Origin of the sequence: Antrihabitans auranticaus, from assembly GCF_016481275.1 — a bacterium.
Classification (GTDB): domain Bacteria; phylum Actinomycetota; class Actinomycetes; order Mycobacteriales; family Mycobacteriaceae; genus Antrihabitans.
On sequence record NZ_JAEMNW010000006.1, the window covers coordinates 207,473 to 231,080 of the forward strand.

The 23,608-nt window shown below is 65.7% G+C and carries 20 protein-coding genes; 10 read left to right on the forward strand and 10 right to left on the reverse strand.

Features of this window, described 5'->3' with window-relative positions; translation table 11 throughout:
- Position 1 precedes the first annotated feature (1 nt).
- Entirely contained in the window at positions 2-1,183 is a 1,182-nt protein-coding gene (locus JGU72_RS23850; protein ID WP_199686585.1) for a cell envelope lipid trafficking protein PgfA, read from the reverse strand.
- A 148-nt stretch (positions 1,184-1,331) separates the two neighbouring features.
- A complete protein-coding gene (locus JGU72_RS23855) occupies positions 1,332-2,102 on the reverse strand; it encodes an acyl-[acyl-carrier-protein] thioesterase (protein WP_199686586.1) in 771 nt (256 codons plus the stop codon).
- A 67-nt stretch (positions 2,103-2,169) separates the two neighbouring features.
- Between JGU72_RS23855 and JGU72_RS23860 the strand changes: the two genes are divergently transcribed.
- Positions 2,170-3,381 (forward strand): acyltransferase family protein, encoded by a 1,212-nt coding sequence (locus JGU72_RS23860; protein ID WP_199686587.1) that lies wholly within the window; start codon positions 2,170-2,172, stop codon positions 3,379-3,381.
- Here JGU72_RS23860 and JGU72_RS23865 read toward each other — a convergent pair.
- The 4 genes from JGU72_RS23865 to JGU72_RS23880 form a co-directional block, all read right to left on the reverse strand.
- Positions 3,338-7,519, reverse strand: a complete 4,182-nt coding sequence (locus tag JGU72_RS23865) for an alpha-(1->3)-arabinofuranosyltransferase (RefSeq protein WP_233532907.1) — start codon at positions 7,517-7,519, stop codon at positions 3,338-3,340. The genes JGU72_RS23860 and JGU72_RS23865 overlap by 44 nt on opposite strands.
- Complete coding sequence (locus JGU72_RS31460) at positions 7,500-7,745, reverse strand: DUF2613 domain-containing protein (protein ID WP_374101151.1); 246 nt, start codon at positions 7,743-7,745, stop codon at positions 7,500-7,502. The genes JGU72_RS23865 and JGU72_RS31460 overlap by 20 nt, the downstream gene beginning before the upstream one ends.
- 76 nt (positions 7,746-7,821) lie before the next feature.
- A complete protein-coding gene (locus JGU72_RS23875; protein WP_199686660.1) occupies positions 7,822-8,880 on the reverse strand; it encodes an isochorismate synthase in 1,059 nt (352 codons plus the stop codon).
- 70 nt (positions 8,881-8,950) lie between these two features.
- Positions 8,951-9,439: a universal stress protein gene (locus tag JGU72_RS23880; RefSeq protein ID WP_199686588.1), complete on the reverse strand. Its 489-nt coding sequence runs from the start codon at positions 9,437-9,439 to the stop codon at positions 8,951-8,953.
- Between the two features lie 104 nt (positions 9,440-9,543).
- Here JGU72_RS23880 and JGU72_RS23885 point away from each other — a divergent pair, with 104 nt between their 5' ends.
- Both JGU72_RS23885 and JGU72_RS23890 read left to right on the forward strand, forming a co-directional pair.
- A complete protein-coding gene (locus JGU72_RS23885; RefSeq protein ID WP_199686589.1) occupies positions 9,544-10,731 on the forward strand; it encodes a glycoside hydrolase family 3 N-terminal domain-containing protein in 1,188 nt (395 codons plus the stop codon).
- A gap of 82 nt (positions 10,732-10,813) precedes the next feature.
- Entirely contained in the window at positions 10,814-11,410 is a 597-nt protein-coding gene (locus JGU72_RS23890; protein ID WP_199686590.1) for a TetR/AcrR family transcriptional regulator, read from the forward strand.
- A gap of 59 nt (positions 11,411-11,469) precedes the next feature.
- Here the strand turns inward: JGU72_RS23890 and JGU72_RS23895 are convergent, their stop codons facing one another.
- A complete protein-coding gene (locus JGU72_RS23895) occupies positions 11,470-12,336 on the reverse strand; it encodes a MaoC/PaaZ C-terminal domain-containing protein (protein WP_199686591.1) in 867 nt (288 codons plus the stop codon).
- Positions 12,337-12,353: 17 nt separating this feature from the next.
- Complete coding sequence (locus JGU72_RS23900; RefSeq protein WP_199686592.1) at positions 12,354-13,706, reverse strand: 3-oxoacyl-ACP reductase; 1,353 nt, start codon at positions 13,704-13,706, stop codon at positions 12,354-12,356.
- A gap of 125 nt (positions 13,707-13,831) precedes the next feature.
- Here JGU72_RS23900 and JGU72_RS23905 point away from each other — a divergent pair, with 125 nt between their 5' ends.
- The 6 genes from JGU72_RS23905 (at position 13,832) to JGU72_RS23930 (ending at position 21,511) form a co-directional block, all read left to right on the forward strand.
- The gene (locus JGU72_RS23905) at positions 13,832-15,118 is read left to right on the forward strand and encodes an acetyl-CoA C-acetyltransferase (protein ID WP_199686593.1); all 1,287 of its coding nucleotides are present in this window, start codon (positions 13,832-13,834) and stop codon (positions 15,116-15,118) included.
- Positions 15,119-15,284: 166 nt separating this feature from the next.
- Positions 15,285-17,048, forward strand: coding sequence for a VanW family protein (locus JGU72_RS23910; protein ID WP_233532908.1), 1,764 nt, complete (start codon positions 15,285-15,287; stop codon positions 17,046-17,048).
- A 30-nt stretch (positions 17,049-17,078) separates the two neighbouring features.
- Positions 17,079-18,008 (forward strand): diacylglycerol/lipid kinase family protein, encoded by a 930-nt coding sequence (locus JGU72_RS23915; protein ID WP_199686594.1) that lies wholly within the window; start codon positions 17,079-17,081, stop codon positions 18,006-18,008.
- Positions 18,009-18,089: 81 nt separating this feature from the next.
- Positions 18,090-19,211 (forward strand): dimethylsulfone monooxygenase SfnG, encoded by a 1,122-nt coding sequence (sfnG, locus tag JGU72_RS23920; protein WP_199686595.1) that lies wholly within the window; start codon positions 18,090-18,092, stop codon positions 19,209-19,211.
- Complete coding sequence (locus JGU72_RS23925) at positions 19,208-20,353, forward strand: SfnB family sulfur acquisition oxidoreductase (RefSeq protein ID WP_199686596.1); 1,146 nt, start codon at positions 19,208-19,210, stop codon at positions 20,351-20,353. Before sfnG ends, JGU72_RS23925 begins: the two co-directional genes overlap by 4 nt.
- 12 nt (positions 20,354-20,365) lie before the next feature.
- The gene (locus JGU72_RS23930; protein WP_199686597.1) at positions 20,366-21,511 is read left to right on the forward strand and encodes an LLM class flavin-dependent oxidoreductase; all 1,146 of its coding nucleotides are present in this window, start codon (positions 20,366-20,368) and stop codon (positions 21,509-21,511) included.
- On the opposite strand, the gene JGU72_RS23935 is transcribed toward JGU72_RS23930, so the two are convergent.
- A complete protein-coding gene (locus tag JGU72_RS23935; RefSeq protein WP_199686598.1) occupies positions 21,501-21,989 on the reverse strand; it encodes an RrF2 family transcriptional regulator in 489 nt (162 codons plus the stop codon). The two genes, JGU72_RS23930 and JGU72_RS23935, sit on opposite strands and share 11 nt — an antisense overlap.
- Positions 21,990-22,073: 84 nt before the next feature.
- On the opposite strand from JGU72_RS23935, the gene JGU72_RS23940 reads away from it, so the two are divergent.
- Positions 22,074-22,832 (forward strand): SDR family oxidoreductase, encoded by a 759-nt coding sequence (locus JGU72_RS23940; protein WP_199686599.1) that lies wholly within the window; start codon positions 22,074-22,076, stop codon positions 22,830-22,832.
- Here the strand turns inward: JGU72_RS23940 and JGU72_RS23945 are convergent.
- Positions 22,829-23,203, reverse strand: a complete 375-nt coding sequence (locus JGU72_RS23945) for an MmcQ/YjbR family DNA-binding protein (protein ID WP_199686600.1) — start codon at positions 23,201-23,203, stop codon at positions 22,829-22,831. The two genes, JGU72_RS23940 and JGU72_RS23945, sit on opposite strands and share 4 nt — an antisense overlap.
- Between the last annotated feature and the right edge of the window lie 405 nt (positions 23,204-23,608).

The following is a 23,608-nucleotide window of genomic DNA, read 5'->3' on the forward strand; positions in this document are numbered from 1 at the left end:
ACTACTTCTCCAGGTTCGGCCTGCGGATCACGTCGGTCTGGCCGTCGAGATTCTGACGGGGGATCTCTTCGGTGCGGTCGGTGGAGTAGTCAGGAGCTGCGCCGCCTGCGGGTTGGTATCCCGACGGTCCGCCGTTCGCACGCCGACGACCGACCGTGTTTGAGCCGCCGCGCAGACCGAGCACCAATCCGGCGATCAACAGCAGGATGCCGACGATACCGAGCACGATCGGGATGGTGCGGCCGATCAGCGACAGCTGGTCTGTTCCGTCCTTGGCCCGCTCGATCTGGCTCTCGATCGTCTCCTCGTTGTAGGTCAGAGCGGCCTTCAGGAGCGACTTCTCGGGTTCGCGGTTTGCGTCGCGCGCGAAGTACTGATGCGGCTCTTCCGAACCCTTGATGACGGTGCCGGTCTCGGGTTCCACCCAGATCGTCCGAATGTTCGTGTAGTACCGGTCCATCGTGATCGGCGCGTCGGGTGCTTGACCCGGATTCGGTTCGACGCCCCAATTCTCTGCCGACTTCGTGACGGAGTTGACCGGCGACTGGACGTGATCGGCCATCTTGGTCGGCGCGATCGTCTGCTGGAACTTGTAGACCTTGGTGCCGTTGATCTCGGTCTCTTCGATGTAGTCGATCGGGTTCGTCTCGCGAGTATTCAGATCGAAGTAGTCGTAGGACTTCTTCTCCGTGTCGAACGGGAAGCGCCACAGCAGACCCTTGTGTTCGACGGGAACGAACGGTCCCTCGAAATCGGTCTGGATCGAGCCGATCGGCTCGGCGAGCGCCTCACCTGTCTTGCGATCGAGGGTCACCAGATCGACGCTCGCGGTGAGCAGGCCCGTGTTGCCTGTGACATCCGTGCGCCGCAGGGTGGAGCCGGCCTGCACGGTGAACTCGTCCGCGTTCGACGGCTCTTCGACGGTCAGGAAGCGCTGGGAGATGATCGGGACCTGCTCGTCGACCTTCAGCTTGGCCGCGGTATTCAGCAGCGACTTCGCATCGGCGACGGTGCCCGTTTTGCCCTGAGTCTCCGCAATTGTCGTTATCCGCAGGTCGAGCGGGGTTTTCTTCAGCTGGCCGAGCGCATAGGTCGGCAGCAGCACAGCTGCGACGAGGAGAAGCGCACCGAAGAACAGCAGCAGAAATGCCCATGGCCTGCGGGTATCCGAACCTTCTGCCATCCTGAAGCTCCTTAGGACTCGCGTGCAACGCCGGTATGCGCGGTCGGACGAAAACGTGTCAGCCGACAGTAACAGCCCTGACGTGGGCCATTGCGGCGGCGCGGTCGACCGCGCCGCGAATTGTAGGGTATTCGGCTGGCAGAGCGCCCTATTCGGTGCCCTCGCGCGGCGGATCGGGCAGCACCACCACACCCGCGTGCGACCGGACGTCACCGTCCACCGCGAACCAGATGTGCACCGTGTCGCCGCTGCGCACTGTGTGAATCTGCACGTTTTCGCCGTAGGTGATCGGCTTCGCGTACTCGATCACCAGCCGGTGTGGTTTCGCGAAGAGGTCGGCGAAACGGTCGGCAACCTCATGGATCCCGTGCCAGTACGAGGCGTTGGTGACGTGCTGGAAATGGTCGACATCGGTTCGGCGCAGCGGAAACTCGAGGATGGCGGCGTCCGGATCGAGCGGCTCGCTGAACCACGAGCGCCACCGGAGTCGCTGATCGGTCGCCGTCGTGGCCATCGTCGCGAAGAAGTCGTCGGACATCCGCGACGGTCCCATCGTCGCCTTGTTCATGTGGATCCAGAAACCCTCGGTCTCGATCAGTCCGCCCTTGGCGCCGTCGATCCGGACCCGCATGTTGCACCAGCGCGGTGACAGCCCGGAGCACCAGCGACGCAAGCGGACCTGCTCGGGCCATTCGATCGGCCGGATCACATCGACGACCGTCCGGCGAACGATCCAGTGCGGGTGCTCGTCGTGCATCTCGGTGTGGTCGAGGTGCTCGACGCCGGCTTCCTGCAGGTAGCGCGCAGTGGAGTCGAGCCGCAGGTGGTAGTTGTCGTCCATATCCGCGGTGCCCATGCGCCACGATGTTTCGAAGATGTGGCCGGTCTCGGGGACTGGGGCGAGAGGCTCGGTGTGCATGCCGACATTATTGTTACCCCGGGTAGCGCGCAGGCAACCGGTTCGCGTCAGGGCACACTTGTGGGCGATGACCGCCACGATCGCGCCGCCCCGACCCGGGTCGCATGTGCTGGGTTTCGTACCCGCTCTCGAAGGCATGCGCGGTCTTGCCGCGCTCGGCGTTCTGCTGACGCACGTCGCGTTTCAGACCGGTGCGACGGGCACGCCGGTCTTCGGCCGGATCTGGGGCCGCTTCGACATGGCCGTCGCTGTCTTCTTCGGGCTGTCGGGATTTCTGCTGTGGCGTTCGCATGCTGCCGCAGCGCGCGGACTCGCACCGGCGCCGTCGACGATCCGGTACCTGATCAATCGTGCGGCTCGGATCCTGCCCGCCTACTGGGTTGTCGTCTGCGCCGTACTGCTGCTCCTGCCACAGGCCGGCGGTGGCCTGCGTGTCTGGCTCGCGAACCTCGGCCTGGTGCAGGTGTTCGTACCGCTGACGCTGACCGACGGAATGACCCAGATGTGGAGCCTGTCCGTCGAAGTCGCCTTCTACCTGGTACTTCCGGCGTTTGCATTCGCCCTGGTGTGGTTGCGGGGAGCGCGTGCCGGCTGGCGTATACCGGTACTGCTCGGGCTCACTGCGCTCAGCTTTGGCTGGTCGTTCGTCGACATCGCGACCCCGGACGGCGTGCACGCGGACAACTGGCTGCCGGGCTACTTCCCGTGGTTCGCGGCGGGGATGTTGCTCGGCGAGCTGGCTGCGGCGTGTGGGCCGGAGTCGGTCGTTGTCCGCTGGTGCAGCAACCGTGGGTTGATGGCGGCAATCGCGGCCATTGCGTTTTTCCTGTCGACGACGAATCTCGCCGGACCCGAGGGGCTGACTCGCGCCGAGCCTTGGCAGCACGCCCTCAAGATGGGGTTGGGCGGAATTTTGGGCTTCGCATTGCTCGCACCACTGGTGCTCGGGAGCGGTAAGCATCGATTCCTCGAGAGCCCGCCGATGCTGGCCGTCGGGCGATGGTCGTACGGAATCTTCATCTGGCATGTTGCAGTGCTGTCGATCGTGTTTCCGGTGTTCGGTGTGGTCCCGTTCTCGGGTCGTTTCGTCTATGTGCTGATCGTGACGGTCGCGCTGTCGATCCCTATCGCGTCCGCGAGTTATGCACTCGTGGAAGAACCGGTTCGGCGCGCGGTCAGACATTGGGAGAGCGCCCGTGCGGTCGGCGGACCGAACACGGGTGCCAGCGAAGCGGTCAGTCCGCTCGACGGGGCAGCGCGGACAGCCCGAGCGCAATGACTGCGAGCAATGCCGGTGCCTGCACCCACCAGGAATGGCCGACGTAGCCATCGGGTGATCGCCATGGTCCGGTGGAGAGCGCTGCGATAGACACTGCGCATGCGGTGCCGGCAAGCCCGACGAGCGCTTGCCGCGCCGTGATCGATCCGCGTTTCCTTGCGACGTATGCGGTACCCGCAGCCACCGCGGCGGTCACGATGGCGCCGACGGGTCCGGCGATGACGAAGGTCAACCCGAGCAGCCCGATCCCTGCGGCAATGCGGCTGCGCCACGGTCGTGGAGCCGGTGCCGTGTTGCGTCGCCTGGCCGGAATCGTGGCAAGCAGTGCGAGTGGAACGAGCAACAGCAGTCCGCCGAAGATCCCGATGCGGTACCACCGATCGTCGGGGAAAGTCATTGTGACGGTGCCGCTTTCGCCCGCCGGAACGATCCAGCCCTGCTGCCAGCCGTTGACGACGACCGGACGCAGTTGCGTGCCGTCGGGTCCGGTCGCGATCCAGCCCACGTTGTTGCTCTGTGGCACGACCAGGAGTCGTTCCACCGCAGCCGATGCGACGTCTACGGTTCGGTGGTTCTCGGTCCAGTCTGCAGGCGTGAGTGGCGTTTTCGCGGGTGGTACTGGTGGGGGCGTGGCCTGCAGGCCCAGGCGGTCGACGTTGAACAGCGGGCCCGGGTCGACGACTACGTCCTGGGCGCCGGGCGCGAGCGCGACCGACGTGCTGTCGCCACACACCTGTGCTGAAAGCGGTGCGCCGGTGCGCAATTGGTCGACGGTCGCCGACACCGATGTTCGAACGAGCTGCCCGCTGACCGAGATGACCGGTCCGTCGGCGCAGTCGATCACGACTCGGCGGTCGGCGTCGTCGGCGGCCCGGAAAGCGGGCGTCAGCCCCGGCCCCAGCACGGTGACCTCGGCGATTCCAGGTGGTTGCAGGACGGCGAAACCGATTGCGGTCAAGTCGAGTACGGATTTCCAGGTGTCGATCGACAGTTCGATCCGGTCGGTCACCCGCGGGTGGAGTTCGATCGTGCGGCTGTCGGCGCTGACCTCGCGAACCTGTGGACCGTCGCCGAGATTCACCGCGACGGACGTGGGCTGGGCGGGGAGTCCGCCGAGGCTCGGATCCACCGTCAGCCCGGTCACCAGTGTGGGCCGCGGCAACTCGATTGTCAGCGTCGGCTTCGGACCCGCTGGGTTGCGGACCGTGTCTTCCGGCGCGGTCCACGTCGTGCGGGGATCGCCGTCCGTCGCCGCGTACGCGGACCCGCGAATATCGCCGATATCGGCTTGCCCGCGAGCAATCGGAAGCGCCGGATCTGTCAGCAGCGTTTCGAGCGCCGGGCCTTGCCGCGATCTCAGGGTCAGGCTCGGTGCGACGGTCGTGGGAGCTGGAACCTGCAGTGTGCGTTGAAACTTGCCGAACTCCTCGGGCGCGAGAGCCAGCCCTTTGCTGCAGTAGACGCGCTCGGGTCCGTCGACGCAACCGGTCCGGCCGGGCAGTTCCTGGCCGAGATCCCAGCCCTGGACCGCCGCGCCCGGCGGGGTCGGTGGGAGGACCGTCCGAAACCTGATTTCGACGGGCTTGGACGTCGCGGGATCGCTGTAGTCTTCCAGCGAAAGTTCGCTGATCCCGAACTGATTGCCCTGCGAGCCATCGTCGGTGCGCTGCGCGAGAATTCGGATCCACGGCGTGCGGCCGGGTGGCAGTGCGATGCTGAGCGGCTCGCCGGGCTCGGCGATACGCGCAGCGGTGGTGCCGATAGGAGTTTCTACTTCCAGCCACTTCACGGGTGCGCCGACGGCTGCCGGGCTGGTCGTCACCCGTAGCACGCCGCTCGTGATCGGTGTGTGCAAGTCGAGTCGAAGCCATTGGCCGACAGCGCTTTCCAGGCCGTTGCTGACCCAACTCGTCGCCGGATCGCCGTCGACCGCCGCAGCCGGACCGCTCCCGGGTGCGCTGCCGCCGAGTTGTGTGGCGTCCGACGCGGAACTCGAGGTGCTGATCGTTGCGCCGGTCCAGTCGCCCTGCACGAGGTCGGCGCCGTAGACGGGATAGTCGGGGACCAGGTTGTGCGTGCGCCGCGCGTCGTCGGGCGTGCGCAGCGCGGAACTATGGTTGTCGACCTGGCCGAAGTCGGTCTCCCTGTCCATCGGCGAGTCCGTGACGGTGACAGCCGGGATCGGTAGCCCCGCGCGGGTCGCGTCGCTGGCGAGCAGCGCGGGAGCGTCGGTTCGGGCGAGGCGCAGCAGCGACTCGGGACCGCCCTGCACGATGGGGACGTCGGCGAGATCGACCGTGTACGGGTCCGTCGGTGACGGTGATCCAGGAGGTCCGACGCGAAAGATCTCGATCGCGGGATATTCCGGGCGCAGATCCCCGTCGGAAACGAGGTCGTCGACCTGCGGCGGACCGATCGGCTCGCCGAACTGTGCCACCTTCGCGAAACCCGGCGAGCCGTCGATGGATCGGTGCACGAGCAACGGTCGCGTGGAGCGAGACGTCTCGGGGTCCAGATCGTTGCGGACGACCACGAAACCGATTCCCTGGGCGAGCAGGGCCGGCGCGAGTTCGGCCGATGGACTGCCGTCGGCAATCAGACGTTGCACCGAATCGAGGGCCCGGATCGCGCCCGGCGGGTTCAACGGGACCGCATCGCGTGAGACCCACGGCGTGCGTGCGAGGGGTTGTATCGGCTCGTCGCGGGTCAGCCCCCACACCTGGCTGCCGAAGGGTGCACCGGGGAGAATCAGGGCTCGTGCGCCACCGGAGTTGGCCTCGAGCCAGTCCGCAGTTTCGTGCCAGTATTCGGGCACCGCGGAGTACACACCGCGCGGCGCCAGCTTCCCGGTCCATGCCAGCGACGTGGCGAGCACCAGAGCAACGAGGACGAGGCTCGTCAAGCCGACGAGCGGGTTTCGCTCCGGGTGCGCAAATGCGTGTCTCGACCGCCGGAACGGGACACTTGCCGGCAGCGGTACGCGACCCAGCAGGTGCGCCAAACCGAGCACGAGCGGCAGTCGGATCAGCGGTTCGAGCTTGTGGACGTTGCGCAGCGGCGCACCGGAGGAGTCGAGGAAGTGGCGAACTCCGTCGGCGAACGGCGAGCCGAGGTCGCCGATGTAACCGGCCGTGAGCCCCGCCAGTCCGACGAACAGGATCAGCGTCAGGCGGCCCTTCGCAGGCATCGACCGCATGGCGAGCCCTGCGATGCCGGCCGCCGCGACGACGCCGGTCGCGAGTACGGCCGCCGGTTGGGTCACGAGTACCGCGCCGGCGATGCGTTCGGGCGAAACGAATGCGCTCCAACTATCGGTGCCGCGCAAAACTTCTGCGAGCGACGTCCACTGCGTCGTGACACCGGCGGACTCGATGTAGTCCAGGAACGGCGGACTCACCCTGCCGAGCAGCAACAGCGGGACCAGCCACCACAGTGTCGCGAGGAAAACCGACGGGACCCACCACCCGGTGAACGTCAGCCAGCACCGATTGGGTTTGTGCGCGGCCCACCACAGCACGGCCACCAGACAGGCGGCCGCGGTCGCGACTGCGTTGACCGAACCCATCAAAGCGACAGCGACAGCGGACTGTGCCGCGAGCCGCCGGGGACTGCCGTCGCCCCGTAGCGCGAGCACCACTGGCAGCAGCACCCACGGCGCGAGCATCATCGGGAGGGTCTCCGACGAGATCGAGCCCAGGGTCGTGATGACCCGTGGCGACAGCGCGAAGGCGATACCCGCGACGATCCGGGAACCACGGGAGCCGATGCCGAGCACCTCGGCGAGCCGGACGATGCCCCAGAAGCCCGCGAGAATCAGCAGCGCCCACCAGATCCGCTGAGTGATCCACGGCGGAATGCCGAGCAGTTGGCCACCGGAAAAGAACGCACCGTGTGGGAAGAAGTATCCGTACGCCTGATTCTGGACCTGACCGAACGGTGCCTGGCTCGTCCACAGATGTGAAGCGCGGGCGAGGAAGCCGAGTGGGTTCTGGGTGAGGTCGTATTTGGTGTCGGCGACGATCAGGCCGGGCGACTGGGCAAAAGCCAGAACAAAGCACGCGATCGCCGCAGCGAAAAACCAGCGGCGATCGAGTGGTTCGGTTCTCAGGCCTGGATCGTCAGCGACTGCCGTACTCAACCCGGTCGAGCAGCGACGATTGCGGATCCTGCTTGGTCGGCTCGGGCCGCTCGTTGTCTTGCACGATCTGGGTGAGCGCAAGGATCGCAGCAATGCCTACGAGGAGACCGCCGGCGACCGCCGCGCCACCGCTCTGCACGAATGCCTGACGCTTGAAGCCGACAACAGCGAGAGCAATCCCGACGAGCGCCAACACAACTGCGCCGATCACTATGGGCCAGGACAAAGCCACACTCCCGTCATTCGGCGGACAACTCCGGACACGGTATCACTCGCCGCCGCCCACACCGGGGAGGCAGCCCTCACAGCGACATCCCGAAGGGGCGCAAGACGGTCCGCAGTTTCGCGGTGGTCTCGTCGAGTTCGGACTGTGCATCCGAGGTCGCGACGATCCCGCCACCCGCGAACGCGCGCAATGTTGTCCGGTCGGCGTCGAGTTCGGCGCACCGGATTGCGACGATCCACTCGCCGTCGCCGCTCGCATCGCACCAACCGACAGCACCGCCGTAGAAGCCGCGATCCTCTTCGGTCTCGGCGATCGTGGTCAGGGCGAGGTCCGTCGGCGTGCCGCAGACCGCGGGTGTGGGATGCAGTAGAGCAGCGATCTCGAGTGCGCTCGGCGCCGAGTCGTTCAGCGTCCCCACGATCGGGGTCGCCAGATGCCAGACCTCGGGTGTGCTGATGATGATCGGCTCGTCGGGGATCGTCAGCTCGGTGCAGATCGGCGACAGCTGCTGCCTGATCCACTCGACGACGTACGCGTGCTCGGCGTGGTCCTTGGCCGAGTCGAGCAGTGCCTGTCGCTGCGCGAGGTCAGCGGCGGGGTCGCTGCGGCGCGGCAACGTGCCGGCGAGCGGTGACAGCGAGACAGTGCGCCCGCGACGCTGCACGAGGAGTTCGGGACTCGCGCCGACGAGTGTCGAGTTGCCGAGGTCGACCGCGAAACCGTTCGCCGTCGGGTGCAGGCCCACGAGGTGGGCGACGAGCAGCTCCGGATCGACCGGGGTTTCCGCAGCGAGAACGACGGATCGCGCCGCGACCACTTTCCCGAGCGTGCCCTCACGAATCAGCTTGATCAGCCTGGTAACTCGTTCGACGTGTTCGGCCGGGGCAGGCAGTTCGGTGACGAGCGTGAGGCCGGGCAGGCCGGTCAGCGGCATTGCGAGGTCGGCCGCGGTGTGGGATTCGAGCGGGGCCAGCAGAGCGGTCGGGCGACTGGGATCGAACGGGAGGGCGCCCACGACGAGGTCCGTAGTTCCGGACCGCAGGGCCGCGACGGCGTGCTCCACAGTGCTGTAGCGCGCGCGAGCGCCACGGGTGCGGAGCACACCGTCGGGCCGTGCGAGCAAGAAGCCGTCCATAGTGGTTCCGACGATAGTCGGGCCGCGCTGCGGCGAGAGGGTGCCTTTGGTCACGCGGCGGCGTGCGCATTCACCGCCGAACGACTGCAGGCTTCTTGCCCGGCGGCACGAGGAGTACTGGCCTGTGGCAGTGCTTGAGGACGTGGTCGGCGACGCTGCTGTGCAGAAGGGCCCGGATCCCGGTCGCCCCGCGGGTGCCGGCGACGATGATGTCTACGTTCAGGTCGTCAGCTGTGTCGACGATCGTGTTCCAGATCGTGCTCGTGCATTCCTCTGTACGCGCCTCGGCGTTGATGCCGGCCGCGAGCGCGAGGTCCAGGCCTTCGCTGTTGGTCGCTTTGGCGTCGGTGAAGGCGACGTCCTCGAGGTCTTCGTCCGGCACCCAGTCGGGCTGCATGACTCCGGACAGACCTGACATGCGCGCGGCCTGCCGGACCATCGGCTCCCAGGCCGTCAGCACGACTGCTCGGCGCGCGGAAAGGAAGCGGCCGGCGTATTCGATAGCGCGCTTGGCGTTATCCGAGCCGTCGTAGGCGATGAGCATTACGTCGCAAGGCACTGTTTGCTCCCGTTGCTGCGTATGGCTTCCAGTTTACCCTCGATAAGATCGCACAAACGGCGACCGAGTGTGCGGTATCCGCACGGTCCGATAACGTCGGCCGCATGCGGAAACCATTGGGACTGGGCCTCGCGCTGTGTGCAGCCGTCGCGACGGGATGCGCTGCAGGCACCGATAACGCAGCAGAGTCCACGTCGGCTCCGGCGGCCAGTTCGGCGGTCTCCAGTTCGATTACGCTTCCGCCGGCCAGCGAGACGCCACTGCCCGCGGGCGGGGCATGTCAACCGTTTCTCGACAAGCTGACGATCGAGCAGAAACTCGCGCAACTACTGACCGTCGGGGTGACGGGTACGGCGGATGCGCTGAACGTCGTCGACCAGTACCAGGTCGGCGGAATCTTTATCGGCAGCGGAACCGAAGAGTCGTTGCTGAGCGTTCCGGCCAACATGCAGCAGGTCAAGGCGGCCGCACTGGAGAAGTCGAATGTCCCGCTGATGGTCACCATCGACGAAGAGGGCGGCCGCGTCTCGCGTTTCCCGGATCTTCTCCAGCCCGGACCGTCGGCGCAGGACATCGCCGCTGCAGGCAACCCGCAGCAGTCCTACGAGGCCGCACTGGCGAGGGCGAACACGTTGAAGAGTCTCGGGATCACGGTGAACTTCGCTCCCGTCGTCGACGTCGGTACCGACAACGCCGCGATCGGCGACCGCTCGTATTCGGACGACCCGCAAGTCGTGGTCACCTACGCCGAGCAGTACATCCGCGCAATGCAAGCCGCCCAGGTCGGAGCCGTGATCAAGCATTTTCCGGGGCATGGTCGGGCTTCGGGTGATTCGCACACCGGAGTGGTGACGACGCCTCCGCTCGATCAGCTCACCGGCGACCTCGTGCCGTACGCGAAGCTGGCAGACCTGACCGGGGCTGTGATGGTCGGCCACCTCGTCGTACCGGGACTGACCGACGGCAAACCTGCCAGCATCAGTCCGGAAGCGATGCAGTTCCTGCGTGCCGGAAGTGGTTACGGCGGTGCGCCGTTCGACGGCGTGATCTTCACCGACGACCTCAGCGGCATGGCAGCGATCACGTCGCAGTACAGCATCGAAGACGCGGTCGAGAAGGCCCTCGAAGCCGGTGCGGACGTCGCGTTGTGGATCAGTACCGATTCCGTGCCGAGTGTCCTGACACAGCTCGAGTCCGCCGTCGAGGCGAACAGGCTTCCGCTCGACCAGGTCGACAAATCCGTCGTCCGCGTCGCGAAGTACAAGGGCGTGCAGCTACCCCAGGGTTGCTGAGTCGGGCGTCGAAATCCTGCTGCTGGAGCGCGTTCTTACTGTAGAGTAAGATAGCAACCTCGACATGTGGGAGGACGCGCGTATGGCTGGCGGAACGAAGCGGTTGCCGCGCGCAGTCCGTGAACAACAGATGCTCGACGCTGCGGTGGAAGTCTTCGCGCGCAACGGCTTTCACGATACTTCGATGGATGCGATCGCTGCCGAAGCCGCTATCTCGAAGCCGATGCTCTACCTATATTACGGGTCGAAGGACGAGCTCTTCGCGGCGTGTATCCAGCGCGAGGGCGCCCGCTTCGTCGAGTCGCTCGCACCGGCCGGCGATCCGAAGCTGACCCCGCGCGAGCAGGTGCAGAAAGCACTCATCTCGTTTCTCGAATTCGTCGACAACAATCGCCAATCGTGGATGGTTCTCTACCGCACGGCGACCAATCAGGCGGCCTTTGCATCGCAGGTGCAGAACAGCCGTAATCAGCTCATCGAACTGGTCGCGAAGCTACTCGAGTCGAGTACCAAGAATCCCGAGCCGGGAACCAACTTCGGCATCATGGCCGTCGCGCTGATCGGCGCCGGAGAAGCCGTTGCCGACCGGATCGCAGGCGGCGAAATCCTCGTCGACGAGGCCGCCGAACTGCTCGAGAACCTCGCCTGGCGTGGTCTCGCGGGAAAGAAAAAAGACTAGGCCCGTGCGCGGTTAGCGAGTCCAGGGACTCCCTAACCGCGCACAGGCGCACAGCGGCTTCAGCGAAGTGTCGCCGTCAGGTGCGGGTAGCCCTTCTTCGGGTGCTTGAGAGACAAATCCCAGCCACCCTCGGTTTCGTCGGCGTAGACGTTCACCGTCGACGGGATGAGCACCGGTTTGCCGAACTTCACGCTGTAGGTCACGGCATCCGGAATCCGGCCTTCGACGGTCTGCAACGTTGCTGCCGCCGTGTACATGCCGTGCGCGATCGTGGTCGGGAAGCCGAATGCCTTGGCGCCCAGACCTGAAATATGAATCGGGTTCCGGTCCCCGGAGACCGCCGCGTACTTGTTGATCGTCTTCTGATCGACACGCAACGTGCTCATCGGAGTCGGCGGGGCCTCTTCGGGTTTCGGTTCCGGCTTCGGGCCACCCGACAACGACGTCTTCTGCTGGCGCAGGAACGTCGTCGTCTGCTTCCAGACCTCTTCCCGGCCGACGCTGACCGAACTCACCATGTCGACAAGCAGGCCTTTGGGGTGCTCGCGCAGGTTGTCCGCGTGTACCCGGAAATCGAGCGGCTCGCTGACCGAAATCGGTCGCAACTGCTCGATCACGTTCTCTGCGTGGACCGCTCCGATTGCCGGGAACGGGAACTCCTTGCTGATCACGAGCTTCATGACCGTCGGGAACAGCAGCACGAACGGGTAGGTCAGCGGCAGAGAGTCACCGAACCGCAGGCCGCAGACCTTCGCGTACGCGGCCAGGTGATCGGGGTCGACCTTCACGCCCTTGAGCTCGAGCGTCTGCTCGGGCAGCGTGCTCGGCCGACCGCCGACGCCGGGCAGCGGAATCGCACCGAGGGCAGCCTTGAAATACAGATCGCGGATCTTCGGCTGCTCGGTGAGCTTCTCGGTTTTCGTCATGTTGCTTGCCGCCTTCTTTATGCGCCGATGAGGCTTTGACCGCACACGCGGATGACCTGGCCCGTGACGGCGTTCGAGGCGGGGCTCGCGAAGTATGCGATGGCCTCTGCGACGTCGACGGTCTGGCCGCCCTGCAGCAGCGAGCTCATGCGACGGCCGGCCTCGCGGGTTGCGAACGGGATTGCCGCCGTCATCGCGGTCTCGATGAAGCCGGGCGCGACTGCGTTCGTGGTGATCTTCTTCTTCGCGAGCACCGGAGCGCTGGCCTGGACGAGGCCGATGACGCCGGCCTTCGAGGTGCCGTAGTTGGTCTGGCCGCGGTTGCCTGCGATGCCTGCGATAGAGGAGACGTCGATGACCCGGCCGCCCTCCTTCAGTGCACCCTGCTCGACAAGTGTGTCGGTGATGCGCTGCGGCGCAAGCAGATTGACGTTGATGACGGCGTTCCAGCGGCCGTCGTCCATGTTGGCGAGCAGCTTGTCGCGTGTGATGCCGGCGTTGTGGACGATGATGTCCGCGCCGCCGTGCCGATCGATGAGGTGCTTGGCAAGAACGTCGGGCGCATCGGCTGCGGTGACGTCGAGCGCGAGCGATGTGCCGCCGACCTTGTTCGCGGTCGCCGACAGAGCCTCGCCTGCCGCGGGGATATCAGCGCACACGACGTGTGCGCCGTCGCGGGACAGAACCTCGGCGATGGTGGCGCCGATACCGCGCGCGGCACCGGTCACGACGGCGACCTTGCCTTCGAGCGGGCGGTCCCAGTTCGCGGGCGCTGTGGAGTCCTCGGCGCCGACGCGGATGACCTGGCCGTCGACGAACGCGGACTTGGCCGACAGCAGGAAGCGCAACGTCGATGCCAGACCGGTCAGGCCCGTGCTTGCCTTCGGGGACACGTAGACGAGCTGTCCGGTGCCGCCACGCTGCAGTTCCTTGGCAACGCTGCGGGTGAAGCCTTCGAGCGCGCGCTGGGCGATGTGCTCGTCGACAGAGTCGGTCTCCTCGGGCGTCGTGCCGATGACGACGATGCGCGAGGACGGTGCCAGCTGCCGCATGACGGGCTGGAAGAACTTGTACAGCTGGTCGAGTTCGGTGATGCTGCCGATGCCGGTCGCGTCGAACACGAGGCCCCCGAACTTCGTGCCCTCGGCCGTGGGATCTGCAATGTCGTAGTCGGACAACAGTTCTCGCAACGGCTCGACCAGGCGACCGCTGCCGCCGATCAGGACCGGACCGGCGAGCGGCGGTTCGCCGGCCTTGTAGCGGCGGAGGTTCTCAGGCTGGGGAAGCCCAGCCTGCTTGGCAATGAGTGCGCCCACCTTGTTGTTGAGGAACGACGAGTACAAGTCGGGAGCTGCCTTGGTTGCTGCCACTTTCCTACCTTTTCTGCCGGATAACCCTGTGATGTACGCACAATTATGGGTGCGATGTCGACATTGAACTTACTCCGGAGTAAGTTAGTTGTCGAGCAGACCCCAACACATCTTGGAGTAGTCACGTGACAAGCAAGCAGCTGCGCCCTGTCGCCATCCTCGGCGGCAATCGAATTCCGTTCGCCCGGTCGGACAAGGCATACGCCCGAGCGTCCAATCAGGACATGTTCACCGCGACGCTGGACGGGCTCGTCAGCCGCTTCAACCTGCAGGGCGAGCGACTCGGCATGGTCGTCGGCGGTGCGGTCCTCAAGCACAGCCGGGACTTCAACCTCATGCGTGAGTCGGTTCTCGGCAGCGCACTGAGCCCGTACACGCCCGCCTACGACCTGGGCCAGGCGTGCGGAACCGGGCTGCAGTCGATCATTGCGGTCGGCGACGCGATCGCCGCAGGCCGAATCGACGCGGGCGTCGGCGGCGGCGTCGATACCACCTCCGATGCGCCTATCGGCGTCAGCGACGACCTGCGTGAGTTCCTGCTCTCGGTGAATCGCGCGAAGACCACCGGTGATCGCGTCAAGCTGCTCGGCCACGTCCGGCCGAGCATGCTCGGACTGGAGATCCCGAAGAACGGCGAGCCGCGCACCGGTAAGTCGATGGGTGAGCACGCTGCGATCACCTCGAAGGAATTCGGCATCCGCCGCGAAGATCAGGACGAGCTCGCTGCCGCGAGCCACCAGAACATGGCCGCTGCCTATGACCGTGGCTTCTTCGACGACCTCATCACTCCGTTCCTCGGCCTGACCCGCGACGACAACCTGCGTCCGGGCTCCAAGGTCGAAAAGCTTGCGACCCTCAACCCCGTCTTCGGTGTCAAGCTCGGCGACGCGACGATGACGGCAGGCAACTCCACCCCGCTGACCGACGGTGCGTCGGCCGCACTGCTCTCGACCGAGGAATGGGCCGCGGAGCGCAACCTGCCCGTCCTTGCCCGCCTCGTCGACTCCGAGACGGCTGCTGTCGACTACGTTCACGGCAAGGACGGATTGCTCATGGCGCCGACCTACGCGGTGCCGCGCCTGCTTGCCCGCAACGGCCTGACCTTGCAGGACTTCGACTACTACGAAATCCACGAGGCATTCGCGTCGGTCGTGCTCGCCACCCTGCAGGCTTGGGAAAGCGACGCGTACTGCAAGGAGCGCCTCGGCCTCGACGGTGCGCTCGGCTCGATCGATCGCAGCAAGCTCAACGTCAACGGCTCCTCGCTCGCGGCCGGTCACCCGTTCGCCGCAACCGGCGGCCGCATCGTGGCTTCGCTCGCGAAGATGCTCGCGGAGAAGGGTTCGGGCCGCGGCCTGATCTCCATCTGTGCCGCGGGTGGTCAGGGCGTCACGGCGATCATCGAACGCTAAGTCAACTTATTTTCGGAAGGTGTGTAACGCCTTTCGAAGTGCAGCGATGTCATAGTCGGCCTCGCGCTGCTGCCCGACCCCCGACCCGGCAGCCGCGCGAGGCCTCACTATTTCCTGGGGGTCTTCGAAAATGCCCGTTCCACGCGCGCGGCCTAGACTCGAGGCAATGACAAGTCCCGACGGATCGACTGCCGAGGTCGGCGCCGATCATCGGTCTCCGCCCAAGCAGACGGGGTCGCGGCACAGAAAAGAGTCCACGAATCCGCAGTGGCTGCGGTACGGACTCCTCGGTGCCGCCGTGTTTGCGCTGCTCGCGGTCGTCTACGTGATCGATCTCGTGGCGTCCTCGGGTGCTGTCCCGCGTGGGGTCGTCGTCGCCGGGGTCGATCTCGGCGGTCGGGACATCGACGACGCGGAGGCGCTGCTGCGGGCGCGGATCAGTGAGCGCATCGAGAAACCGCTGGCCTTCGAAGCCGGCGACGTGACAGGCGATATCACCGTGTCGGCCGACGTTCTGGACGTGGACTGGGCGCAGACGCTGGACCGTGTCGGTTCGCAACCGCTCGATCCGTTCACGAGGATCGTGTCGCTGTTCACCGATCGACACGTGCAGATTGCGTCCACTGTCGACGAAGCTGCATTGTCTGCCCAGGTCGAGGGCCTGCGTCCGGTCACCGACCGGGCACCGGTAGAGGGTGGCGTGCGATTCGACGGCGCGCAGCCGATTCCTGTACTGCCGGTCGCCGGTCAGGCGCTGGATGCCGCCGGGGCCCGGGAGGCGCTGGTGGCCGACTGGGCAGACGCAACGCCGATCGAACTGCCGGTCGACGTGACCGACGTCGTAGTCGACGACGCAGCTGTGCAGGACGCGGTCGACAAGATCGCCGAGCCGGCTGTTGCCGCGGACGTCGTGTTTACCGGGCGTGACGGCAAGGTAGCGACCTTGAAGCCCGACCAGGTCGGTGCGGTTCTGACTTTCACCCCGAACGACAGCGGTGGCCTCACCCCGCAGTACAACCGCGACGCGGCGGCCGCGCTGCTCGCGCCGCAACTGGCGGTAACCGAAGTCCGGCCGCGCGACGCCGTGATCTCGGTGACGAGCGGTGCCCCGGTCGTCACGCCCGCAGTCGTCGGCGACATGGTGGCGTGGCAGAAGACGCTCGACGGCTTGCCCGGGTTGATGTCGGCACCGAACGCCCGAACGGCGGCCGCAGTGTACGAGCCGGCGCAGCCCGCGCTCACGACCGAGGCTGTGAACGGACTCGGGATCAGAGAAGTCATCGCCGAGTACACGACGGGTGGATTCGAGCCCGCCTCGGGAGTGAACATCCGTAAGGTCGCAGAGGTCGTGAACGGCGCCATCGTGAAACCGGGTGACACGTTCTCGCTGAACGGATTCACCGGTCCGCGCGGAATCGAACAGGGCTACGTCGAGTCGGGCATCATCGACCACGGCCGACCTGCCAAGGCGGTCGGTGGCGGCATCAGCCAGTTCGCCACGACGCTCTACAACGCGACGTACTTCGCCGGCCTCGAGGACGTCACCCACACCGAACACAGCTATTACATTTCGCGCTACCCCGAGGCGCGCGAGGCAACGGTGTTCGAAGGCGCGATCGACCTCGCCTTCCGTAACAACACTCAGAACGGCATCTACATCGAAGCGGTCGGAAGCAGTTCCGATGTGACGGTGCGGATTTGGGGAACCAAGGCGGTCGACGTGCAATCGGTGACCGGTGATCGGTACGCGGACACTGCGCCAGACACGATCACGCTGCCCGAAGGCGGCGACTGTGTGGCATCGCGCGGTGCACCAGGATTCACGACGAGCAATACGCGCATCATCACCGACCACATCACCGGCGCGGAGGTCTACCGACACACCCGTACCGTCAAGTACGACCCGGTCCCGATCGTGAAGTGCGTATAACCGACTGTGCGGTGAGCTAAGTTCGACGCCGTGAGTGCGTCGGACCGCAAGCGGCTGTTGTTGGTGGTCAACCCCTATGCCACCAACGTGTCCGACACGATCACGGCGGATGTCGTCCACAGGCTGCGGGCCGGCTACGACGTCCAGGTCGTGACGACCGAAGCCCGTGGTCACGCGATCGAACTCGGCCGTGCCGCAACGGGTATCGACCTCGTTGTCGCACTGGGCGGCGACGGCACCGTCAACGAGATCGTGAACGGGATTGTCGGACTCGGCATTCCGCTGTCGGCATTACCCGGCGGATCGACGAACGTGATCTGTCGTACGCTCGGGATTCCGCGGCAGATCGGACCCGCGACGCAGCACCTCCTCCGCCGCGCCGATGACTTCGCCCCTCGCCCAATCGATCTGGGAACGGTGAACGGCCGGAGGTTCGTATTTGCCTGCGGCGCAGGGCTGGACGCGACGACCGCACGGCGGGTCGAGGCGCGGCCGGAGCTGAAGTCGCGCTTCGGTCCCTTCTTCTTCACCTACGCGGCGATCACCGGATTCCTCGGCGAGTACATGGGCGACAAGGTCCGCCTCCGGATCATGGCCGGTGGAAGGGAGATCGACGGCGTGACCGCCGTCGTCCAGAACAGCAGCCCGTTCACGTACTTCCAAGGCGTTCCGGTGCAACTGTCCAAAGACGTTGCCCTGGACGACGGAAGCTTGGCTGTCATCGTGCTGCGGCGGGCGAGCCCGGTCGATGTCCCGTTCCTGATGGGCCGAGTCCTCGTCGATCGGCTGGGTGGTGCACGCAGTCACCGGCATGTCGACGAGCTGCGCGACATCACGTCGGCGCGGATCGTGTCGACCGGGCTCCTGCCCTTCGCCGTGCAGGTCGATGGCGACTACATCGGCGACTTCACCGAGCTCGACCTCGGAATCGAGCGAAAGGCCCTGTCCGTCATCGCATGACAGTGTGCTGCTGTCAACCCTTGTGTTCACGCTCGAGTGATGGGTGTTTCCGCAAGACGGACTTGGTGAGACTCGCTAACCATGAGTACCGAACGGATAACCGACGAGATCAAGTTCGCCTACTGGGTTCCCAACGTCAGTGGTGGACTTGTCACGTCGGACATCGAACAGCGCACGAGCTGGGACTACGAGTACAACAAGAAGCTCGCGCAGACCGCCGAGAACAACGGTTTCGAGTACGCCCTCAGTCAGGTCAGGTACGAGGCAAGCTACGGCGCGGAGTTTCAGCACGAGTCGACCAGCTTCAGCCTCGCACTGCTGCTGGCGACCGAGCGTTTGAAGGTCATCGCCGCTGTCCATCCCGGTTTGTGGCAGCCGGCGGTACTCGCGAAGCTCGGTGCCACCGCAGATCATCTGTCCAACGGCCGCTTCGCCGTCAACGTGGTCAGCGGCTGGTTCAAGGACGAGTTCACACACCTCGGTGAGCCGTGGCTCGAGCACGACGAGCGCTACCGGCGCAGCGCTGAATTCCTGCAGGTTCTACGCAAGATCTGGACCGAAGACGACGTCGACTTCCGCGGCGATTTCTACCGTATTCACGACTTCACCCTGAAGCCGAAGCCGCTCAACACCGCTGCGCGCCCCAACCCGGAGCTGTTCCAAGGTGGCAACTCGGCCGCGGCCCGGCGCAATGCCGGCCGCTACTCGGACTGGTACTTCAGCAACGGCAAGGATTTCGACGGCGTCACCGAGCAGCTGCTCGACGTTCGCGAGGTCGCCCGCGAGAACGAGCGCGAAGTGAAGTTCGGGCTCAACGGTTTCATCATCGCCCGCGATACCGAGAAGGAAGCGCGCGAGACGCTGCGCGAAATCATCGCCAAGGCCAACAAGCCTGCGGTGGAAGGCTTCCGGGGCGCAGTCCAGCAGGCCGGTGCGTCGACCCACGACAAGAAGGGCATGTGGGCAGACTCCAAATTCGAGGACCTCGTCCAATACAACGACGGCTTCCGCACGCAATTGATCGGTACACCCGAGCAGATCGCCGAGCGCATCGTCGAGTATCGCCGTCGCGGCGTCGACCTGATCCTCGGTGGCTTCCTGCACTTCCAGGAGGAGATCGAGTACTTCGGCGCGCGTGTGCTGCCGCTGGTTCGTGAGCTCGAGGCGCAGCAGGAACGCGAGCTGGAACCGTTGCTCGCGTGACGTCGGCGATCCGCGTAGCGGGGGAGTTGGCGGAGAAATTTCGGGTAGGCGCAGCCGATCGTGATCGCGGTCGGCTGCTGCCCGGCCCGGAGGTCGACGAGCTGTCGGACGCCGGGCTCTATGCCATTACCGTTCCGGCCGAGTTCGGAGGCGCAGACGCACCGCCATCGGAGGTGGCCGAGGTCTTGCGCGTGATCGCCACGGCGGACCCGAACATCGCGCAGATTCCCCAAAGTCACTTCGTGTACGTGCAGTTGCTGAAGCTGGCCGGAACGCCGGACCAACAGCGGTTCTTCTTCGGGGAGGTACTGGCGGGCAGGCGGTTCGCGAACGCGCAGTCCGAACGTGGGACGAAGACCATTGCCGATATCACGACTGTCCTCACCGCCGACCACCGGTTGAACGGAACCAAGTATTACTGCACCGGAACGCTTTTCGCGCACTGGATTCCGGTTTTGGCGCGACGCGACGGAGTCGACGTCGTCGCGTGGATCCCGGCCGATTCCGAAGGCGTTCGGATCGTCGACGATTGGGACGGCGTCGGTCAGCGGTTGACCGGTAGCGGAACCGTGCGGCTGGATGATGTTGCAGTGCAGCCGGATTGGGTTGTTCCGCGAGCGCCCGCGTTCGAGGGTCCGACATCCTACGGTGCCTTCGCGCAGCTGCTGCATACGGCAATCGATGTCGGAATCGCGCGCGGCGCCTTGGACGACGCTGTCGACTTCGTGCGAACAAAGAGCCGCCCCTGGTTCGAAGCCGGTGTCGAGAACGCGTCCGACGATCCGTTGCTGGTACAACGATTCGGGGAATTGGCCGTATCGGTCGCCACGGCCGAAGCGTCGTTGGCGGCGGCCGGCGTTGCCGTGGATGCCGCGTTTGCGGAGCAGTCGGACAGCGCCTCCGCCAAGGCGTCCGTAGCGGTGGCGGTTGCCAAGATCGTCGGCGAGCGCAGCGCGCTGGAGGTCTCGTCGGCCCTGTTCGAAGTGAGCGGAACACGTTCGGCAGCAAGCGAACTCGATTTAGACCGGCATTGGCGCAATGCCCGTACCCACACCCTTCACGATCCGGTTCGCTGGAAGTACCAGCACATCGGTCGTGCCGTGCTGCGCGGCGAAGCACCGCCCCGGCACGGACTTATCTAGGAGTCTCGACGCATGAGTTTGGCATTTCACTGGTTCCTCCCGACGTACGGCGATTCGCGCAATCTCGTCGCGGGTGGGCATGGCACGTCGATGTCGGGCGACCGGCCTGCGACACTTCGCTACCTCAATCAGATCGGCGCCGCGGCGGAAGCGAACGGGTTCGAGGCGGTTCTCACGCCGACCGGTGCGTGGTGCGAAGACGCGTGGCTCACCACGGCGATGATGGTCGAGACCACGGAGAAACTGAAGTTTCTGGTTGCCTTCCGGCCCGGGCTGATCAGCCCGACGCTTGCCGCGCAGATGGCGTCGACGTTCCAGTGGCAATCGCAGGGCAGGTTGCTGCTCAACGTGGTCACGGGTGGCGAGGCGCACGAGCAGCAGGCGTACGGCGACTTCCTGAACAAGGAGGAGCGCTACGAGCGATGTGGGGAGTTCTTGCAGGTAGTGCGTGATCTGTGGACCTCGGACGGTCCGGTCACGTTCGAAGGCAAGCACGTGCACGTGCAGGGTGCAACCCTGCAGCGGCAACCGGATCCGGTGCCGCCGGTGTTCTTCGGTGGGTCGTCGGGTCCGGCGGGAACTGTTGCCGCGGCGCATGCCGATACGTACCTGACGTGGGGTGAGCCGCCGGCTGCCGTCGCAAAGAAGCTGGACTGGATTCGCGGTTTGGCCGTCGACCGGGGCCGGGTGCTGAGCTACGGACTGCGGATCCACGTCATCAGTCGGGACACGTCCGAGCAGGCTTGGGCCGAAGCCGATCGGCTACTCGCGGCGGTCGATCCTGCAGCCGTCGAGCGAGTTCAGGCGAACCTGGCGCGCAGTGAGTCCGAAGGGCAGCGTCGGATGCTCGAACTGCACGGTGGACGGACAGACAACCTGACCATCGCGCCGAACCTCTGGGCGGGCGTGGGACTGGTCCGCGGCGGAGCGGGCACCGCGTTGGTCGGGTCTCACGAGGAGGTCGCCGACCGGATCGCCGAATACGCGCGGCTCGGTATCGGCCACTTCATCCTGTCGGGATATCCGCACATCGAAGAGGCGTACTGGTTCGGCGAGGGTGTGCTCCCGATTCTCGAACGGCGGAAGTTGTGGCGCCGGCCGGGCGGACCGGTTCGGTCCGTAAGTTCGGTCCCCTTCGCTGCGGCCGCTACGAGCTAGCCGCCAGCCACTTCCGCGCCGGCGCGAGCAGACCCGTGCCGTCGCCCGGTGCGGTTTTGTCTGCTCGCGAGGCGAGGTCGCTGATGGTGACACCGCGCAGGGAGTTGCGCCATGCTGCGTCGGCGCTCAGCATCACAGCATTGATTCCGCAAGGGGCAACGCACTTTTCGGGCGGTGTGCGGCACGGTCCGCGTTGGCGGATCTCGGTGCAGACGAACGATGGAGCCGCACCGTTCACGGCCTCGACCACGTCGAGCACGCTGATCTCTTCGGCTGGGCGGCCGAGCACGTAGCCGCCGCCTTTCCCTTGGACCGACCGGATGATCCCGGCTCGCGAGAGGCCCTGCAGGTGCTTGGCCAGATAACTGGGCGAGACGTCGTGGAACTCCGCTAGTCGCGAAGCCGGTGTCGGCGCGTCGGCGATGCGCAGCACGACACAGCAGTGGAGCGCCCACTCGACTCCGTCGGACAATCGCACTATCGCTTCCCTTTCCCTCTTGACGTGGATACTACATGTCCGAGTATAGTTCCGGATATAAATTGTCCGAGTTAAGGAGCAGAGATGAAGGTCGTCATCGTCGGCGGAACGGGACTGATCGGCACGAAGGTGCGCGAACGGCTCGAGGCTGCTGGACACGCTGTCGTGGTAGCTACCCCGAGCACCGGCGTGAACGCGGCAACGGGTGAAGGTCTCGCCGAGGCGGTCAGCGGCGCCGACGTCGTCGTCGATGTCAGCAATGCACCGATCTGGGAACCGCAGGAACTGATCGACTTCTTCGCGACGTCGACGGGCAATCAACTGCGCGCGGAGCAGGAGGCCGGCGTCGCGCACCACATCGCGGTGTCGATCGTTGGCGCAGAGCGAGCGCCGGACAACTTCTACATGGCCGCCAAACTCGTTCAGGAGCAATTGATTCAAGACGGCGCGGTGCCATGGACCATCGTCAAGGCGACCCAGTTCTTCGAGTTCCTGCGTGGTATCGCAGACCAAGCCACCAGCGACGGCCAGGTGCGGGTCACCGAAGCCACGTTGCAGCCGATCGCGGCGGACGACGTCGCCGATCGTGTGGTCGAGGCCGTAATCGGTGGTCCGGCGGGCGTTGTCGAGATCGCGGGTCCCGAAGCCGTGGGTCTCGCCGACCTGGTCCGAACCGTGCTCGAGGCGGACGGCGATCCGCGGACCGTCGTTGCCGACCACGCCGCCGGCTACTTCGGGTCGGTGATCGAGGACGACACCCTCGTGCCCACTCCCGGCGTCGATGCATGGATCGCCGAGCAGAACCTCGCGACCTGGTTGGCCAGCCAGAAGGTGTCCAGCTAGGAATCGCCCGGGCGTTCGACCTGCTCGGCCAACTTGGCCGGGGCCTGGACGCAGTACGAGTCGGTCAGCAACTCGGTCAGCTCGTCCCAATCCGTCTCGTCGTCGATGATCATGCCCACGGTGGTGCTGCCCCACTCGGTCTTGAAGTAGGGCGCGCCGAGATTCTCGAACGCCGGTACCTCCGCGGGTTCGGCACGAAAGATGATCCGGAACTGCTGATCCTCGCCGCCGAACACGTGGGCCACCGTCGAACTGCCGACCCGCCAGCGGGTCCCAACCCACGCCGTCTCCTCGTGGCAATCGGGAAACCGCTCGACGATGGCGCGCAGTCGGTCCAGCCACTCCAGAGGTACATCGGGGCGTTGGGCCATGTGTAGGACGATGCCACATGTAGGTCGAAGGTGCCGTCGCGTCGTGTCGCCTCGCACTGCCTTGGCGTCGCCGCGCCGCGTTGCCACCTTGGCGCCGCATTGCCACCTTGGCGCCGCATTGCCACCTTGGCGTCGCCGCGCCGCACCACTTTTCCGGATTCGCACCGGTTTTCAGGCCCAATTTCGGGTGCGACTGCGGAGTCGGGGTGCGGCGAATCGGTGCGGGAGGGTTGTCGGTGCGGCGGGGCTTCCGTGGCGCAGCATTATTTTGGATTTGCGCCCACTTCTGGACCCTTGTTGTCCCGTGAAGTCTCGGAAAGTATTGCTTCGCAGTCGGTTTGACGCTTATCCACAGGGCGGCATCTATCCACAGGCTCCGCCTTTCTGCGGGGTCCACGGCTCTTG

Bases quoted from the DNA above. Each gene is read 5' to 3' on its own strand.
- JGU72_RS23850 (WP_199686585.1), bottom strand. From the start codon at position 1,183: ATGGCAGAAGGTTCGGATACCCGCAGGCCATGGGCATTTCTGCTGCTG.
- JGU72_RS23855 (WP_199686586.1), bottom strand. From the start codon at position 2,102: ATGCACACCGAGCCTCTCGCCCCAGTCCCCGAGACCGGCCACATCTTC.
- JGU72_RS23860 (WP_199686587.1), top strand. From the start codon at position 2,170: ATGACCGCCACGATCGCGCCGCCCCGACCCGGGTCGCATGTGCTGGGT.
- JGU72_RS23875 (WP_199686660.1), bottom strand. From the start codon at position 8,880: ATGGACGGCTTCTTGCTCGCACGGCCCGACGGTGTGCTCCGCACCCGT.
- JGU72_RS23885 (WP_199686589.1), top strand. From the start codon at position 9,544: ATGCGGAAACCATTGGGACTGGGCCTCGCGCTGTGTGCAGCCGTCGCG.
- JGU72_RS23890 (WP_199686590.1), top strand. From the start codon at position 10,814: ATGGCTGGCGGAACGAAGCGGTTGCCGCGCGCAGTCCGTGAACAACAG.
- JGU72_RS23895 (WP_199686591.1), bottom strand. From the start codon at position 12,336: ATGACGAAAACCGAGAAGCTCACCGAGCAGCCGAAGATCCGCGATCTG.
- JGU72_RS23910 (WP_233532908.1), top strand. From the start codon at position 15,285: ATGACAAGTCCCGACGGATCGACTGCCGAGGTCGGCGCCGATCATCGG.
- sfnG (WP_199686595.1), top strand. From the start codon at position 18,090: ATGAGTACCGAACGGATAACCGACGAGATCAAGTTCGCCTACTGGGTT.
- JGU72_RS23930 (WP_199686597.1), top strand. From the start codon at position 20,366: ATGAGTTTGGCATTTCACTGGTTCCTCCCGACGTACGGCGATTCGCGC.
- JGU72_RS23940 (WP_199686599.1), top strand. From the start codon at position 22,074: ATGAAGGTCGTCATCGTCGGCGGAACGGGACTGATCGGCACGAAGGTG.
- JGU72_RS23945 (WP_199686600.1), bottom strand. From the start codon at position 23,203: ATGGCCCAACGCCCCGATGTACCTCTGGAGTGGCTGGACCGACTGCGC.